Genomic DNA, 14,667 nt, shown 5'->3' on the forward strand with positions numbered 1-14,667 from the left:
TAAAAGACCAAACGCAAGACTGCAATTAAGACCACTCCAAAGAGAACTGTTCCGACTAGATTGCGATAACGAAAGGCTACCCAAGCTGTTGGAAAGACTGCTAAGAAATCCAGCCATTTGATTTGAGGAAGGCTCCCAACCTTACCTGTCACTACGCTTGACAGAATCAAGGCAAAGATAATAGAAACGGGCAAGAATTTCAAAAAACGCTCAACGATAGCAGGCAAGCCCTTATACTTGACCAAGATGAAGGGAATCATACGGGGAATCCACGTCACCAAGCCAGAGAAAATAACTGCTAACAAAAGATACTTACTGACCATCTAACACCACCCCCATGCTACAACCAAGTAGCGTCGCAAACAGAACAGCTAGAGACTGAGACACCACTGTCAAGAGTAAAAAGAAGGATACCGCAACAACTGCTAGGATAATGAGCAGATTGCGGACTGGAATCCGTCTTTGCATAATCTGGAATTGCGAAGCAAAAATTCCGATAAACATCCCAACCAAAGCAAAGTCTAGCCCAAAGATTTCTGGATTTGGTAGCAGACCACCCAGAGCCGTTCCGACCACTGTTCCCACAAACCAAGCCACATAGCTGTTGAGATTGTTTCCATGCATCCACATAGGATTGACCTTGTCTGTATGGGCCAATTCGCCCATCAAAACACCATAAGTCTCATCTGTCAAGAGACTAGACATACCAATATTTTGCCAGAGACTGGTATGACGGAAATAGGTCGATGCATGCAAGCTCAGCAAAAAGAGACGCAAATTGATCAGAAAAACCGTCATGGCAATAGCTGCCACGGGCGCCTGAACCGCAATCAAGGCCAACATGGCAAACTGCGCGCTCCCAGCATAAACAAAGAGGCTCATTAAGCCCATCTCAACAGGTGTCACATAGGGCGCACCAATAATCCCACAGGCCAGTCCGATACTGATATAACCAAGGGCCGTTGGCATGGCTGCCTGCGCCCCCTCCCAAAATCCTTTTTCTTTCATCTTTCTCCTCGTATTGTCTTAATAATACTCAATGAAAATCAAAGATCAAACTAGGAAGCTAGTCGCAGGTTGCTCAAAACATTGTTTTGATGTTACAGATAGAAGCTGACGCGGTTTGAAGAGATTTTCGAAGAGTATAAGTAGGCTGAATCTGTTCCAGCCACAGCATGGACTATTATAACACATTCAGGAAAGAGAAAAAAGTCTGCTGATTGTAATCAGACAGACTCCATTTTATTCTTATTTAATCTTGAAGAATTGAACAATTGCCACAATACCTTGATAAATAAAGACAAAGGCAATGGTGTAACTAATATAGAGACCGGTCATCAATGGGTGTCCCATCATGATTAAACCTGCTACGATTCCTAAAATCCCCATCCAAACTAGAGGGGTACCTACCGATTTATCCGTCTTACGAACCTTGAAACCAACGATAGTTTTTGTAATACCATTTGTCAAGGCCCATAAAGAAATGATAAATGGTACAAATGTTACCATTTCAATAAAGCTACCTGAGAACAAGGTAAGAGCGAGGATGAGGGTAACAATTCCTCCAAATAAATTCCAGCCATGCTTTTCTTCTGATTTGAAGTATTGTACAATCTCAGAAATCCCTTGAACTGCAAATACAAGTGCAAACCAGAAAGTCATGGAAGCCAAGCTAATAAGAGGATGTGCAAACATATTAAAACCTACAAAAACTGCAAAAATACCCGCAATTAGTAACAACCATTTCCAAATTTTCGACATTATTTTTCTCCTTTTTTAGAGGAATCTTCCTCTAGTATTCCATAAATCATCATATCCAAAACCTGTGATAATTGATGTTCATATCCTGAAACCAAGTCAGGCAAACTGCTATCTGACGAAACAGTTAAATAATAGGAACGAAACATATCCTGAATCAATCGCAGATAGTCCATAGCTCGTTTCTCATCAATATGCTCTTTCAGTTTGGATTCTGATATAAGTTTTTGACAAACTTGTTCATTCAAGTCCAAAAAGATAGCTTTCTGTGGTGCAATGTCTGCTTCCAATTCTTCTGGTGTCGCAATCATTGCCTCAAAGAAAATGTGGCTATGTTCTGGGTATTGCTGATAAAATTGGTGACGTCTTTCCATATAATCAGCTAAGGAGGGCACTTGACCTTCCACCCCCAGAAACACTGCCAAAGCTTTCTCAAAACTCTCCTGAAAACAAGTTAGATAGAGGTCTGATTTCCCTGAAAAATTATGATACAAAACTCCTTTGGAAATACCATCCACTTTACAAAGTTCATTGATGACAAAACCTTGATAGCCTTTTGTAGCAAATTCAAACAAAGCAGCGGTAATGATTTTCTCTCTTCGTAGTCTTGTTTTTTTCTTCTTTTCTCATGTATTTATCTCTACATTTTTTAATTATAAACCGATTGGTCTGAAATGTCAAGCAACTTTCTCAAAAATTTAACAGTCTGCTGATTGTAGCCATCATAAACAGACTGGAATCCAGTCTCAAACATATAATATACACATTCTTCGCTAAATGTTTTCACGGATATTCAAGAGTATGATAAAGGCAGCTAGAAGAAATAGCAATAAAACAAAGCTAACTGCCAGAGTTCCAAAGCTAGTAGCAATGGTTACCAAAGCTATTGTAAATAAGCTAGGTAAAACAACTGTAATGGCACCGATAGAGGATTGAACTGCTCCCATTGACTCCTCAGGTATTTGTTTAAAAATGAGTTCCTGTAATCGAGGAGAGAGGATACCTGCGAAAAAGGCATCCAAGGCACTAAAGATAAGAATCCAGTCAAAACGAACTGCCACAAAGCCAACTAAAAGGAGTAATTGGATAATAAGCGAGGCATATAGGGCTAGTTTTATGGAGATTGTATTCTTCAGATAGCCACTCACAAGGCTTCCGACAATAAGGGCTGACAATTCAAGGGTGGATAACAAGGCAAGAGATTGACCTGTTTGTAAATTCAAAAAGGGCTGATTCCTCAAAAACAGAGTAGAAACAGGAACTGTAACATTTATCACTGCTTGACTAATAGAGATAATAAACAAAACCAAGAGCACCTTATTCATATTCCATATCAATTTTGATGATTGGAGCAGATGCTGGCAAAAGGATTTTACAGAGAGTCCTTCTTGATAGCTAATCGTTTTTTCTACTTTCAAGAGGTCTGTTTTTATGAAAAGAATACCTAAAAATGCGATTAAAAAGGTCAGAGCATTCAGTAAGGAAATAGACTGGATAGATAGAATACCTAGTAAGACTCCTCCTAGAATATTACTGATTGTTTTCACTAAACTAACAGTTGACTGTTTAAATCCAATAGCTTCTGCCAGATGGTCTTGCCCAATAATTCTAATGAAAATCGGAGTGAGCATGGCGCCTGAAAAATAACTCAATGTGTCAGATAAGAGGTTAATCAGACAAATAAATGCTACTAATAACAAGGAAAAGGACTGCCCTGAAAGTGATAAAGAAACGATAGAGTAAAGCAAAAATTTTGCAAAACTAATCATTGTATATTTTAGGACACGATGATGTTGAAAATCCGCCAAAACTCCCAGAAAGATTTGCAGAACTTGAGGAAGGGTTTCTGAAATCGTGATCAGTAAAATCGCCAAAGGGGCAAAAGATGCATCTGCCACATAATTCAAAAAGGCCAGATAAAAAATCGTATCCCCAACCGTTGAAATCCACTGGTTGATGGTTAATTGCCTAAAATTTCTATTTTGAAGAAATACTTTCATCACAACTCCTTTTAAAGTTCCAGTGTATAGAAAACAAGACTTGGTTTAATATTGAACTCCAAGCCTTGCTCATATTCAGATTCATCCATTATATGATGTTCATGCCGTATTTTATAATAAATCATATCTTAAAAATACCAGACCACACTATTCCCTGCTTGTATTTAGCTTCTTTCTTTTGGACAAATTTTGCTAAATCCAACAACTCTGTCGGCGGTTCACCTTTAAAGCTCAACAATTCTTTAGAGACGGCAAAAGAAAGACGTACAGCTAACAAATCTTCATTAGTACTAGAGAACTGTTTTGCTGTTTCCAGCAATTGCTTCCTAAATTCTTCCGTCAAGCTAATTTCTTTATTATTGTATAGGGAATGAATTAACATTTGTAACTGACTTTGTTTTTCCATCGTTTACCTCATTTTATCTAGGACGCCAAGTTTCACTTTTAGTCCAGCCATTTACAGTATGCTCATAATTAAACATATACTGTACGAATTCCCATCTATAAACCACTTCTGCGACTTAGGATCTGCTTGAAGTGCTTTACAAGGATAGTATAACACGAAAATTAGCTTATTTTAGAAAATCGCATATTTGATATTTTTTCTTATAGAAATTTCAGATTTGCAATTGTTGACTACTCAATAAGTTCTTTGTATTGCTTCAAACGCAATTCGAAGAGGGCTAGCAATTGTGGATTTTCTAATACTTGCAGAGATTGGATAAATCTTTCAATCTCTTTTTGATTGCTTCCTTTGGTTTGAAGGAAAATCTTCATTTTCTTTAAAAACTGCCACAATACTTTTTCAAAAACATCGTATGGACGAAGCATGCTCTCTAGCTCAGCTTCAAAAATTGGGATATAAGAGAAAAGTTTACGCTCCATGAGTTCTGATATAATATTCAGAAATCCACTTTTCATATACAATCGATTATGTACCAACTCTTTAAATTCCCTAGATTTCTCAATTAAAGCGGTCGATAAAAATATCAAATCTTGATTGCTCAAGAAGGGCATGGTATTGCAAAAGAGATAGAGTTCAAACCAGGTCCAAGACTCAATAGCATAGAGATAGATAGTCAAAAACTCGCTATCTTCTTTTACTAATGGATAGTTCTTATTTAAGGAATGGAGTGCGTTTTTAATTACAATGGCATTCAAACGACGATAGGTCTCTGCCATCTGTTCTTGCTCGACTTCCTCCAACAGTTGCTCTAAACCAGCTATATCTTGGTGGGCAAAGCGATCCACAACCTTTCTACCAATCTGCATATGTAGGGATTCTTGATAATTGTTTAGCTTATGACCAAACTCATCAAAATTCATATTGATCCCTTGGATGGCTAGGATCAACTTATCCGCAGATAGCATAGACTGCCCTAGTTCAAACTTGGACAACTGAGAGGCTGTTAGACCAGCACAAGCCACATCTGACTGCTTGAGCTTTCTCGCCAAACGTAATTCCTTGTAAAATTCTCCCAACTCCATTCTCTCAATCATCTCACCACCTCCTATTTTTTATATAGTATATCATTATTCACAATTATTTGTCAAAATATTCTGACATTTAAGAGAGCAAAAAAGCCAGCCCTAAGCTGACTCTTTATTCCATGGTATCAAAAGCGAGACTTGGTTTGGCATTGAGGTCCAAGCTTGCAAAGTTTTCTTTGTTCCATTCGCTGACGCTGGCATAGGCAATCATACCTGCATTGTCTCCGCAGAGGCGCAGAGGTGGAATGATGACCTTGACATCTGCGATTTCGGTTGCTAGGCGTTCTCTGAGACCTTTATTGGCTGCCACACCACCTGCCACGACTAGAGTTTTAACAGGGTATTTCTCCAAAGCCTTCTTAGTTTTTGCCATGAGAATATCCAGGACAGCTGCTTGGAAGGATGCACACAAGTCCTCTGTAGACAGACTTTCTCCCTTTTGCTCGGCATTATGGTGAAGATTGATAAAGGCAGATTTCAAACCTGAGAATGAAAACTCCAGATTATCTTCCTTAATCATGGCACGAGGAAAGTCATAAATATCCTGCCCCTGATGAGCCAGCTCGTCAATCTCACGACCGGCAGGATAGGTCAAGCCCATGACACGGCCGACCTTATCATAGGCCTCACCAACCGCATCATCTCGCGTTTCTCCAACAATCTTGTAATCACCAGCCTCCGAAACATAAACCAACTCTGTGTGTCCACCGCTGACCAAGAGGGCTAGCAAGGGAAACTCCAAAGGCTCCACGCTCTGAGCTGCCATAAGGTGACCAGCCATGTGGTTAACGGGAATCAGCGGAAGTCCATGTGCCCAAGCAAAGGCCTTAGCAGCTGATAAACCAACTAGTAAAGCTCCCACCAAGCCAGGTCCATAGGTAACCGCCACAGCTGTTACATCGTCTTCGGTAATCCCTGCTTCTGCCAACGCCTCCTCGATGCAGGCTGTAATGACCTCGACATGGTGACGACTGGCTACTTCTGGCACTACGCCCCCAAAACGTTTGTGGCTCTCAATTTGACTAGCAATGACATTAGACAAGAGCTCATCGTCGTTTTTCAAGACGGCGACACTGGTCTCATCACAGGATGTCTCAAATGCTAAAATATATCTATCCTTCATCTATTTCTCTCTTCATGATAATGGCATCCTCGACTGGGTCATGGTAGTAGGCCTTTCGCTCAGCGATGACTGCCATCTTTTCTTTCTTGTAAAATGCTTGTGCTCGGTGATTTGACTTTCTGACTTCGAGGAAAATCTCCTTGTCTGTCGGCAATTGAGCAAACAAGGCTGATGCAATTCCCTGACCCTGATAGGCTCCTTTAACAGCGATTTGCAAGACTTCTGCCTCAAAGATATTTTCCTGCACAGCTAGAAATCCAATCACTTCTGCCCCATCATAAGCCAGAGCATACCAAGTCTGGTCTTGAGCCAGGTCTGCTTGGATTTGTTCCAGCATCCAAGGACTGACTGGGTAAACAGCTGCCATGACAGCGTAGATGGTTTGAGCCAAGTCAGGCTGCTGTTGGATTCGTTTAATTTCTATCATAGGCGTTTAATGTAAGACTCACCAGACTCGGTGTGGTTCTTGAGCCAGTTCTCCTCAGCCTCGACACGTTTGAGGTAGTTAGGCACAAAGTCGTGCAAGGAGTCTGCTTCCTTGTCCCAAGCCAAAAGAGCTAGATTGGCTGCATTAGGCAATGTTTCTTTATAATTAGTCCTTGGCAAGTGTTCTTGAATCTGCTCAACAAAGGGGCCAACTTCTCCGACAAAGGTTACCTGACTAGCCCCCTTGATTAACTCAATCACTCGCTCAAAAGGCAGGTGTGCTTCTGGCATGACAGGCTGAGCATTTTCATAAAATCCTGCATAAACATTGTTGCGACGCGCATCCATCAAGGGGACGAAGAGACCTTCTTGTTGGTAGGGCACCAGAGCCAAGAGGCTAGACATACCAACTAACTCAATGTTCAGAGTATGAGCCAAAGTCTTGGCAGTTGCGACCGCAATTCGCAAACCTGTGTAACTACCTGGCCCTTCCGCCACCACGATTCGGTCCAAATCCTTGGGCGTCCAATCCAAACTTGCCATCAAAAAATCAATGGCAGGCATGAGGGTAATACTGTGATTTTTCTTAATATTAATCGTCGTCTCGGCAAGAACCTGCTTGTCCTCTAAAATAGCGAGAGAAAGAGCCTTGCTGGACGTATCAAAAGCTAATACTTTCATAACACATTCCTATCTTTTTGTCTGCTTACTATTATACTACAAAAGCTGGCACATGGGAATTTTCTTTATCCCTAAACAAGAGTGCCCTCACTTAACTAAAAATAATTTAAAAAAATGTTCACTTTTCCTTTTCTTTTACGAATATAAAAGTGAACAAGAAAAAAGGAGGAAAGTTCAATGACAAATTTTGACGTTCTTGACAATCAATTTTTATCCTTATCTGAAAATGAATTATCAGATATTGATGGCGGTCTCGCTCCCTTGGTTATCTTTGGAGTAGCAGTATCTTGGAAAGCTATTGCAGGTGGAACAGCACTTATAGGTTCTGGTTTGGCAGCTGGTTATTTTTTAGGAGGAGATTAATATGATGAAAGATTTGAACAACTATTGTGAAATTTCTAATAAGGAATTGCAAGAAATAAAGGGTGGCTTTGGTGTAGGTGTTGGTATCGCTTTATTTATGGCAGGTTATACCATTGGAAAAGACCTTCGTAAAAAGTTTGGTAAGTCATGCTAGATAAGAAACACATTTTTAGAAGGATAAATTTTATTGTCTTCATCTCTTACAGTTTGCTCAGCATTCTCAATGATTTAAATATTACTACTATCCCTTTACCATTCGATTTATCTGTTTGTATTGTTTTATTTCTATGCGTAAACTCTATTTTTGAACAGAAGAATCGTTAACATAAAACTAATAAGCTCTGAAAATTCCATTGTCATATCATTTTAGAAAAATGCAAAGACCACCTCATCTTGATAGATGGGGTGGAATTTTCCTGTCGTAAATCTACTATCTCTACATCCCCAAACAAAAATGCCCCAGCATGAGGAGGGCATCTAAGCATTTAATCCAAAGTAAAATACAAACCAAACGACATAGGTTACGAGGAGGAGAAAAAGCGAGTAGAGAGTCACAAAGGTAATTTTCCACAAGAACTTAGTTTGTCGTCGTTCCATTTTGGCAAATAGAAGATTCCCTCCATAAACACAAGCAACAAAAACGATAAAAGCTACCAAGCGAGCTCCGATAGCAAAAGCAAATAAGTTATACATAGGGCAACCTCCTTGACTTAAAAACTATATGGAATTATGACAAGCAATAAATTTCACTTCCATTATCAATATAACACATTTTTGTTTTTTTGCAAGCGTTTACTCGACAAATCGTCCTGTGACTTTCTCGTTTCCGTCTTTTACTAATTTTTCATTTTGTGGTATAATTGAAATAATTGTAACGAATCAAGGTCAATCTAGACACAAAATGGAATGAAATCAAGCAAATCTATGCTAAAAGTTTGGAATAAGCTGACCTGTAAAATAGAAAGGAACTATATGATTTACAAAGTTTTTTATCAAGAAACAAAAGAACGTAGCCCACGTCGTGAAACAACACGCGCACTTTACCTAGACATCGATGCCAGCTCAGAACTTGAGGGCCGCATCGCTGCTCGCCAACTTGTCGAAGAAAATCGCCCAGAGTACAATATCGAATATATCGAACTCTTGTCTGACAAATTGCTAGATTACGAAAAAGAAACTGGCGCCTTCGAAATTACGGAGTTCTAATATGGCCTATACTCTTAAACCTGAAGAAGTCGGCGTTTTTGCCATCGGTGGTCTGGGAGAAATCGGGAAAAACACTTACGGAATTGAATACCAAGATGAGATTATCATCGTCGATGCTGGGATTAAATTCCCAGAAGATGACTTGCTGGGTATCGACTATGTCATTCCTGACTACTCTTACATCGTAGACAATATCGACCGCGTCAAGGCTGTCTTAATCACACACGGACACGAGGACCACATCGGTGGGATTCCATTCCTACTCAAGCAAGCAAATGTCCCTATCTACGCTGGGCCGCTTGCCTTGGCTTTGATCCGTGGGAAACTCGAAGAACACGGCCTCTTGCGCAACGCCAAACTTTACGAAATCAACCACAATACTGAGTTGACCTTTAAAAATCTCAAGGCAACTTTCTTTAGAACGACTCACTCTATTCCAGAACCTTTGGGGATTGTCATTCATACTCCTCAAGGGAAAATTGTCTGTACGGGTGACTTCAAGTTTGACTTAACACCAGTTGGTGAACCAGCAGATTTGCACCGTATGGCTGCCCTTGGTGAAGAAGGTGTTCTCTGTCTCCTGTCTGACTCGACAAATGCGGAAGTACCAACCTTTACCAACTCTGAAAAAGTCGTTGGTCAGTCCATTATGAAGATTATCCAAGGTATTGAAGGACGTATCATCTTTGCATCCTTTGCCTCAAATATCTTCCGTCTCCAACAAGCAACAGAAGCTGCTGTTAAGACTGGGCGCAAGATCGCTGTCTTTGGTCGTTCTATGGAAAAGGCCATTGTCAACGGAATCGATCTTGGCTACATCAAAGCTCCTAAGGGAACCTTTATCGAGCCAAATGAAATCAAAGACTACCCTGCAGGAGAAATTCTGATCCTCTGTACAGGTAGCCAGGGTGAGCCGATGGCAGCCCTCTCTCGTATCGCCAACGGAACCCACCGTCAGGTACAACTCCAACCAGGTGATACAGTTATCTTCTCTTCTAGTCCAATCCCTGGAAATACGACTAGCGTCAACAAGCTGATTAACATCATTTCTGAAGCTGGTGTCGAAGTTATCCACGGTAAAGTGAATAATATCCATACATCTGGACACGGTGGCCAGCAAGAGCAAAAACTCATGCTCCGCTTGATTAAGCCAAAATACTTCATGCCTGTCCACGGTGAATACCGCATGCAAAAAGTCCATGCTGGACTAGCGGTAGATACTGGTGTTGAGAAGGACAATATCTTTATCATGAGCAATGGTGATGTGCTTGCCCTTACTGCTAACTCTGCTCGTATCGCAGGTCATTTCAACGCCCAAGATATCTATGTCGATGGAAATCGTATCGGTGAAATCGGCGCAGCTGTCCTCAAAGATCGTCGTGATCTATCTGAAGACGGTGTCGTTCTGGCAGTCGCAACTGTTGACTTCAAATCGCAGATGATTCTATCTGGCCCAGACATCCTCAGCAGAGGCTTTGTCTACATGAGAGAGTCTGGAGACTTGATTCGCCAAAGCCAGCGTATCCTCTTCAATGCAATTCGTATCGCACTGAAAAACAAGGACGCTAGCGTGCAATCAGTCAATGGTGCCATTGTCAACGCTATTCGCCCCTTCCTCTATGAAAATACAGAACGTGAACCAATCATTATCCCGATGATCCTCACACCAGATGAAGAATAAATTATAAAACAGCCCCGTCTTAGGAGCTGTTTTTTCTATGCTTTCTTTTCTTGATTTTTAGAAATACTACGATTTTTACCTTCCAGATACACCATCAAAATAGAAATATCTGCTGGGTTTACTCCCGAAATACGGCTGGCTTGGCCGATGGTTTCTGGATTGATGAGTTTGAACTTCTGACGGGCTTCCGTTGCGATAGAATCAATGTCATCCCAGTCTATATTGGATGGAATGCGTTTTTCTTCCATGCGTTTCATCTTAGCAACCTGGTCCATGGCTTTGGAAATATAGCCTTCATACTTGATTTCTGTTTCAATCAATTCGATAATCTTGTCATCCAAGTCCTCTGCAGCTGGTCCGATGAAGGCCACCACATCTTGGTAAGAAACTTCTGGACGGCGAAGGAATTCCTTAGCTGTCACTGCATCTGTCAACGGCTTGAAGCCCATCTCCTCAACCTTAGCATTGGTTTCCTTGACTGGCTTGAGTTTGATGCTGTCTAGGCGTTTCATCTCATTTTCAAATTGATTTTTCTTGATTTCAAAGCGAGTCCAGCGTTCATCATCCACAAGACCAATCTCACGGCCCATCTCAGTCAAACGCATATCAGCATTGTCATGGCGGAGAATGAGGCGGTATTCAGCACGACTGGTCAAAAGGCGATAAGGCTCAATCGTTCCCTTGGTCACCAAGTCATCAATCATCACCCCGATATAACCGTCACTGCGCTTCAAAATCAATTCAGGCTTGCCTTGGATTTTCAGAGCCGCATTGATCCCAGCGATAATCCCTTGGCCTGCTGCCTCTTCGTAACCTGACGTTCCATTAGTCTGACCAGCAGTGAAAAGTCCGGAGATTTTCTTGGTTTCCAGAGTCGCACGCAACTGGTGAGGCAAGACCATATCATACTCAATGGCATAACCTGTCCGCATCATCTCTGCATTTTCCAAACCTTTGATAGAATGAACCAAGTCACGTTGGACATCCTCAGGCAGACTGGTTGAAAGTCCTTGGACATAGACTTCCTCTGTATTGCGCCCTTCTGGCTCAAGGAAGAGTTGGTGGCGTTCCTTGTCCGCAAAGCGCACAATCTTGTCCTCAATCGATGGACAGTAACGAGGCCCCACTCCCTTGACCACACCTGTAAACATAGGCGCACGGTGGAGGTTATTTTGGATAATTTCATGACTGGTACCATTGGTATAGGTCAACCAGCATGGCACCTGATCCTTGACATAATCCTCATCACGTGAAGTGTAGGAGAAATGATTAGGCGCTTCGTCTCCTGGCTGAATCTCGGTCACATCGTAATTGATAGAAGAAGCCTTGACACGTGGGGGGGTTCCTGTCTTGAAACGACCCATTTCGAGGCCCAATTCCTTGAGATTATCAGCAAGGTTAATAGAAGCTAGGCTGTGGTTAGGACCTGATGAATACTTAAGATCTCCAATGATAATTTCCCCACGGAGGGCCGTCCCTGTCGTCACGATAACAGCCTTAGCAGCATACTCTTGATGGGTCGCTGTACGAACACCGACAACTTTGCCGTCTTCAACCAAAATCTCATCAATCATGGTCTGACGAAGAGTCAGATTTTCTTGATTTTCAACCGTCTTGCGCATCTCCTTAGAGTAAAGCTCCTTGTCAGCCTGCGCACGAAGGGCACGAACGGCAGGACCCTTACCTGTATTGAGCATCTTCATCTGGATGTAAGTCTTGTCAATGGTTTTGGCCATTTCACCACCGAGGGCATCAACTTCACGCACAACGATCCCCTTGGCAGAACCACCGATAGAGGGGTTACAAGGCATGAAAGCCAGCATTTCAATGTTGATGGTCGCAAGCAAGACCTTACAACCCATACGACTAGCAGCCAAGGAAGCCTCAACCCCAGCGTGTCCCGCACCAATTACAATAATATCGTATTCTTCAGTAAAATGATAAGTCATGTTTCTCTCCTATTCCTCAAGATGAATGTGTCTTAGTTGGCCGTCCCAATCTGGTAGGGCTGTTTTTAAAAAGGCTGGAACTAGATTGATACACTCAAGCTTGTCTATGTCAATCCATTCACAGGGCTGCCTTTTCTCATCTTCCTGCATGGTCAATGGGGCATCTTCAAGCAAGTCCACCAGATAATGAAACTCAACGTTGTGATAGGAAATACCGTCCTGTTCAAAACGATTTTCAACCACAAAAGCTAGCTGTCCAGCTTGAGCTTTGACACCCAGTTCTTCCCTCACTTCGCGGACTATCGCGTCTTCCGTGCTTTCATTGACTTGAATCGCACCGCCGATAGTGTAATACTTACCCTTATCTTTGGTGACTAGAAGCTTGCGATTTTGGACAATCAAGGCTGTCGCCCGAACACCAAAAACCGTATTGTCTACTTTTGTCCGAAAGTCTTGTTGAATCATTCTTGTCCTTTCCCTTAAACGACACAAAAACAGTCAAAACTCCAAAGAAGTGCAGGACAAAAAAGCCTGCAACATCCATGAGCTTTGACCATCATTTCTATTGCTTTTATTATTGTAGCAAATTGAGAAAATTTGTCAATCTAAATGTACTGACAAACTTGTCCATCGCGGTAAGCATTGTCAATCAAACCACCACCTAGACACTCTTCGCCATCGTAAAAGACAACTGCCTGTCCTGGTGTGATCGCGCGCTGTGGTTCCGCAAAGATGACCTCTGCCTTATCTCCTTTGACATGGACGGTCACCTTAGAATCAGGCTGACGGTAGCGGAATTTAGCCGTACATTCGAGCGTAAACTCCTCTGGCATCTCACGAGTAAAGTGGACTTGACTAGCCTCTAGGCTGGTTGACATGAGCGAATCATGGTAGAAACCTTGGCCGACATAGAGGATATTCTTGCTTAGGTCTTTTCCGACAACGAACCAAGGAGCATTGTCACCGCCGTGTTGGCCACCAATACCGAGACCGCCACGCTGACCGATTGTATAGTACATAAGTCCTGCATGCTCGCCCATATCGCGACCATCCACAGTCATCATGCGACCAGGCTGAGCTGGCAGGTAGTTGCTGAGAAAGTTTTTAAAGTTCTTTTCTCCGATAAAGCAAATCCCTGTCGAGTCTTTCTTCTTAGCAGTCGCAAGGCCTGCTTCTTCTGCTAGTCTGCGAACTTCAGGCTTTTCCAAATGTCCCAAAGGGAACATGGTTTTTTGGAGTTGTTCTTGCGAAAGTTGGCTGAGGAAATAAGTCTGATCCTTGCCATTGTCCACGCCACGAAGCATGTGAACTGTCCCGTCCTCATCACGCGCCACTCGGGCATAATGGCCAGTCGCCACATAGTCTGCCCCCAAGGTCATAGCATAGTCCAAAAAGGCCTTAAACTTGATTTCCTTATTACACATAACATCTGGATTGGGCGTGCGCCCTGCACGGTATTCCGCTAGGAAATACTCGAAAACGCGGTCCCAGTACTCTTTTTCAAAATTGACAGAGTAGTAAGGAATGCCAAGTTGGTCTGCCACCGCAGCCACATCCTTGTAATCTTCGGTCGCCGTACAGACGCCGTTTTCATCTGTGTCATCCCAGTTCTTCATGAAGATACCGATCACATCGTAGCCCTGCTCCTTGAGAAGAAGAGCCGTCACCGACGAATCAACACCACCACTCATCCCCACAACAACACGTATTTTAGAGTTATCACTCATGAGAAGTCTCCCATCTATTCGTTTATTTATACCCCTCAAAATTCTATTTACTATGACTTTCAATAGAATTTCTTCGAGTATAGTCTTTTCGTTTGCTTTTAGGACTAGGCAACGAGTCGCAGGCATAACTTGAGTTCGCTCAATCAGTCTGGGAGACTGATTGAGGTTATAAATCAGACAAGCTCAGCTTGCATCTCATTTCGAGTTAACGACGTAATAAAAGATAAACGAAATGACTAGTTCACGATTGAAGGTCGTGTGT

General features: G+C 42.1%; 18 protein-coding genes. 4 read left to right on the plus strand and 14 right to left on the minus strand.

Annotated elements, in window-relative coordinates; all coding sequences use genetic code 11:
• From WKI42_RS03050 to tsaB, 10 genes are all read right to left on the minus strand, one after another.
• Positions 1-323 (minus strand): AzlD domain-containing protein (locus tag WKI42_RS03050; protein ID WP_000253936.1); only part of this gene is annotated, 323 nt, incomplete at its 3' end.
• On the minus strand, positions 313-1,008 hold the full coding sequence (locus tag WKI42_RS03055) for an AzlC family ABC transporter permease (RefSeq protein WP_201058517.1): 696 nt from the start codon (positions 1,006-1,008) through the stop codon (positions 313-315). The genes WKI42_RS03050 and WKI42_RS03055, both read right to left, overlap by 11 nt.
• Positions 1,009-1,248: 240 nt before the next feature.
• The gene (locus WKI42_RS03060) at positions 1,249-1,761 is read right to left on the minus strand and encodes an HdeD family acid-resistance protein (RefSeq protein ID WP_000036821.1); all 513 of its coding nucleotides are present in this window, start codon (positions 1,759-1,761) and stop codon (positions 1,249-1,251) included.
• Positions 1,761-2,348 carry a TetR/AcrR family transcriptional regulator gene (locus WKI42_RS03065; protein WP_084927996.1) on the minus strand — a complete coding sequence of 196 codons (588 nt, stop codon included), beginning with the start codon at positions 2,346-2,348 and terminating at the stop codon, positions 1,761-1,763. The genes WKI42_RS03060 and WKI42_RS03065 overlap by 1 nt, the downstream gene beginning before the upstream one ends.
• A 183-nt stretch (positions 2,349-2,531) precedes the next feature.
• Complete coding sequence (locus tag WKI42_RS03070; RefSeq protein ID WP_004254988.1) at positions 2,532-3,758, minus strand: MFS transporter; 1,227 nt, start codon at positions 3,756-3,758, stop codon at positions 2,532-2,534.
• A gap of 121 nt (positions 3,759-3,879) precedes the next feature.
• On the minus strand, positions 3,880-4,164 hold the full coding sequence (locus WKI42_RS03075; RefSeq protein ID WP_004254985.1) for a bacteriocin immunity protein: 285 nt from the start codon (positions 4,162-4,164) through the stop codon (positions 3,880-3,882).
• Positions 4,165-4,394: 230 nt separating this feature from the next.
• Positions 4,395-5,258: an Rgg/GadR/MutR family transcriptional regulator gene (locus WKI42_RS03080; protein ID WP_020901821.1), complete on the minus strand. Its 864-nt coding sequence runs from the start codon at positions 5,256-5,258 to the stop codon at positions 4,395-4,397.
• 103 nt (positions 5,259-5,361) lie between these two features.
• On the minus strand, positions 5,362-6,372 hold the full coding sequence (gene tsaD / locus WKI42_RS03085) for a tRNA (adenosine(37)-N6)-threonylcarbamoyltransferase complex transferase subunit TsaD (RefSeq protein ID WP_020901820.1): 1,011 nt from the start codon (positions 6,370-6,372) through the stop codon (positions 5,362-5,364).
• Complete coding sequence (gene rimI / locus WKI42_RS03090; RefSeq protein ID WP_368081153.1) at positions 6,362-6,799, minus strand: ribosomal protein S18-alanine N-acetyltransferase; 438 nt, start codon at positions 6,797-6,799, stop codon at positions 6,362-6,364. The genes tsaD and rimI overlap by 11 nt, the downstream gene beginning before the upstream one ends.
• Positions 6,796-7,479, minus strand: coding sequence for a tRNA (adenosine(37)-N6)-threonylcarbamoyltransferase complex dimerization subunit type 1 TsaB (tsaB, locus tag WKI42_RS03095; RefSeq protein ID WP_050114688.1), 684 nt, complete (start codon positions 7,477-7,479; stop codon positions 6,796-6,798). The genes rimI and tsaB overlap by 4 nt, the downstream gene beginning before the upstream one ends.
• Positions 7,480-7,656: 177 nt before the next feature.
• Here tsaB and cibA point away from each other — a divergent pair, with 177 nt between their 5' ends.
• Together cibA and cibB are read left to right on the plus strand one after the other, a co-directional pair.
• On the plus strand, positions 7,657-7,842 hold the full coding sequence (cibA, locus tag WKI42_RS03100) for a fratricide two-peptide bacteriocin subunit CibA (RefSeq protein WP_000180841.1): 186 nt from the start codon (positions 7,657-7,659) through the stop codon (positions 7,840-7,842).
• A 1-nt stretch (position 7,843) separates the two neighbouring features.
• Positions 7,844-7,996, plus strand: a complete 153-nt coding sequence (cibB, locus tag WKI42_RS03105; RefSeq protein WP_000974044.1) for a fratricide two-peptide bacteriocin subunit CibB — start codon at positions 7,844-7,846, stop codon at positions 7,994-7,996.
• A gap of 323 nt (positions 7,997-8,319) precedes the next feature.
• On the opposite strand, the gene WKI42_RS03110 is transcribed toward cibB, so the two are convergent.
• Entirely contained in the window at positions 8,320-8,535 is a 216-nt protein-coding gene (locus WKI42_RS03110; protein ID WP_000282482.1) for a hypothetical protein, read from the minus strand.
• 279 nt (positions 8,536-8,814) lie between these two features.
• Between WKI42_RS03110 and WKI42_RS03115 the strand changes: the two genes are divergently transcribed.
• Positions 8,815-9,048, plus strand: a complete 234-nt coding sequence (locus WKI42_RS03115; protein WP_000639572.1) for a DNA-dependent RNA polymerase subunit epsilon — start codon at positions 8,815-8,817, stop codon at positions 9,046-9,048.
• Position 9,049: 1 nt separating this feature from the next.
• Complete coding sequence (gene rnjA / locus WKI42_RS03120; RefSeq protein ID WP_023945174.1) at positions 9,050-10,729, plus strand: ribonuclease J1; 1,680 nt, start codon at positions 9,050-9,052, stop codon at positions 10,727-10,729.
• A 35-nt stretch (positions 10,730-10,764) separates the two neighbouring features.
• On the opposite strand, the gene mnmG is transcribed toward rnjA, so the two are convergent.
• The 3 genes from mnmG to mnmA form a co-directional block, all read right to left on the minus strand.
• Positions 10,765-12,678 (minus strand): tRNA uridine-5-carboxymethylaminomethyl(34) synthesis enzyme MnmG, encoded by a 1,914-nt coding sequence (mnmG, locus tag WKI42_RS03125; protein WP_368081154.1) that lies wholly within the window; start codon positions 12,676-12,678, stop codon positions 10,765-10,767.
• A gap of 9 nt (positions 12,679-12,687) precedes the next feature.
• Positions 12,688-13,143, minus strand: coding sequence for an NUDIX hydrolase (locus tag WKI42_RS03130; RefSeq protein ID WP_368081155.1), 456 nt, complete (start codon positions 13,141-13,143; stop codon positions 12,688-12,690).
• Positions 13,144-13,283: 140 nt separating this feature from the next.
• On the minus strand, positions 13,284-14,405 hold the full coding sequence (gene mnmA, locus WKI42_RS03135) for a tRNA 2-thiouridine(34) synthase MnmA (RefSeq protein ID WP_262079943.1): 1,122 nt from the start codon (positions 14,403-14,405) through the stop codon (positions 13,284-13,286).
• Positions 14,406-14,667: the final 262 nt, after the last annotated feature.

The organism is Streptococcus pseudopneumoniae, assembly GCF_038148935.1.
GTDB lineage: Bacteria > Bacillota > Bacilli > Lactobacillales > Streptococcaceae > Streptococcus > Streptococcus pseudopneumoniae_U.

Coding starts and splice junctions, on each gene's coding strand:
- WKI42_RS03070 (WP_004254988.1), bottom strand. CDS start 3,758: ATGAAAGTATTTCTTCAAAATAGAAATTTTAGGCAATTAACCATCAAC.
- WKI42_RS03060 (WP_000036821.1), bottom strand. CDS start 1,761: ATGTCGAAAATTTGGAAATGGTTGTTACTAATTGCGGGTATTTTTGCA.
- WKI42_RS03110 (WP_000282482.1), bottom strand. CDS start 8,535: ATGTATAACTTATTTGCTTTTGCTATCGGAGCTCGCTTGGTAGCTTTT.
- tsaB (WP_050114688.1), bottom strand. CDS start 7,479: ATGAAAGTATTAGCTTTTGATACGTCCAGCAAGGCTCTTTCTCTCGCT.
- WKI42_RS03055 (WP_201058517.1), bottom strand. CDS start 1,008: ATGAAAGAAAAAGGATTTTGGGAGGGGGCGCAGGCAGCCATGCCAACG.
- cibA (WP_000180841.1), top strand. CDS start 7,657: ATGACAAATTTTGACGTTCTTGACAATCAATTTTTATCCTTATCTGAA.
- rimI (WP_368081153.1), bottom strand. CDS start 6,799: ATGATAGAAATTAAACGAATCCAACAGCAGCCTGACTTGGCTCAAACC.
- WKI42_RS03130 (WP_368081155.1), bottom strand. CDS start 13,143: ATGATTCAACAAGACTTTCGGACAAAAGTAGACAATACGGTTTTTGGT.
- WKI42_RS03080 (WP_020901821.1), bottom strand. CDS start 5,258: ATGATTGAGAGAATGGAGTTGGGAGAATTTTACAAGGAATTACGTTTG.
- tsaD (WP_020901820.1), bottom strand. CDS start 6,372: ATGAAGGATAGATATATTTTAGCATTTGAGACATCCTGTGATGAGACC.
- mnmG (WP_368081154.1), bottom strand. CDS start 12,678: ATGACTTATCATTTTACTGAAGAATACGATATTATTGTAATTGGTGCG.
- cibB (WP_000974044.1), top strand. CDS start 7,844: ATGATGAAAGATTTGAACAACTATTGTGAAATTTCTAATAAGGAATTG.
- WKI42_RS03115 (WP_000639572.1), top strand. CDS start 8,815: ATGATTTACAAAGTTTTTTATCAAGAAACAAAAGAACGTAGCCCACGT.
- rnjA (WP_023945174.1), top strand. CDS start 9,050: ATGGCCTATACTCTTAAACCTGAAGAAGTCGGCGTTTTTGCCATCGGT.
- mnmA (WP_262079943.1), bottom strand. CDS start 14,405: ATGAGTGATAACTCTAAAATACGTGTTGTTGTGGGGATGAGTGGTGGT.
- WKI42_RS03075 (WP_004254985.1), bottom strand. CDS start 4,164: ATGGAAAAACAAAGTCAGTTACAAATGTTAATTCATTCCCTATACAAT.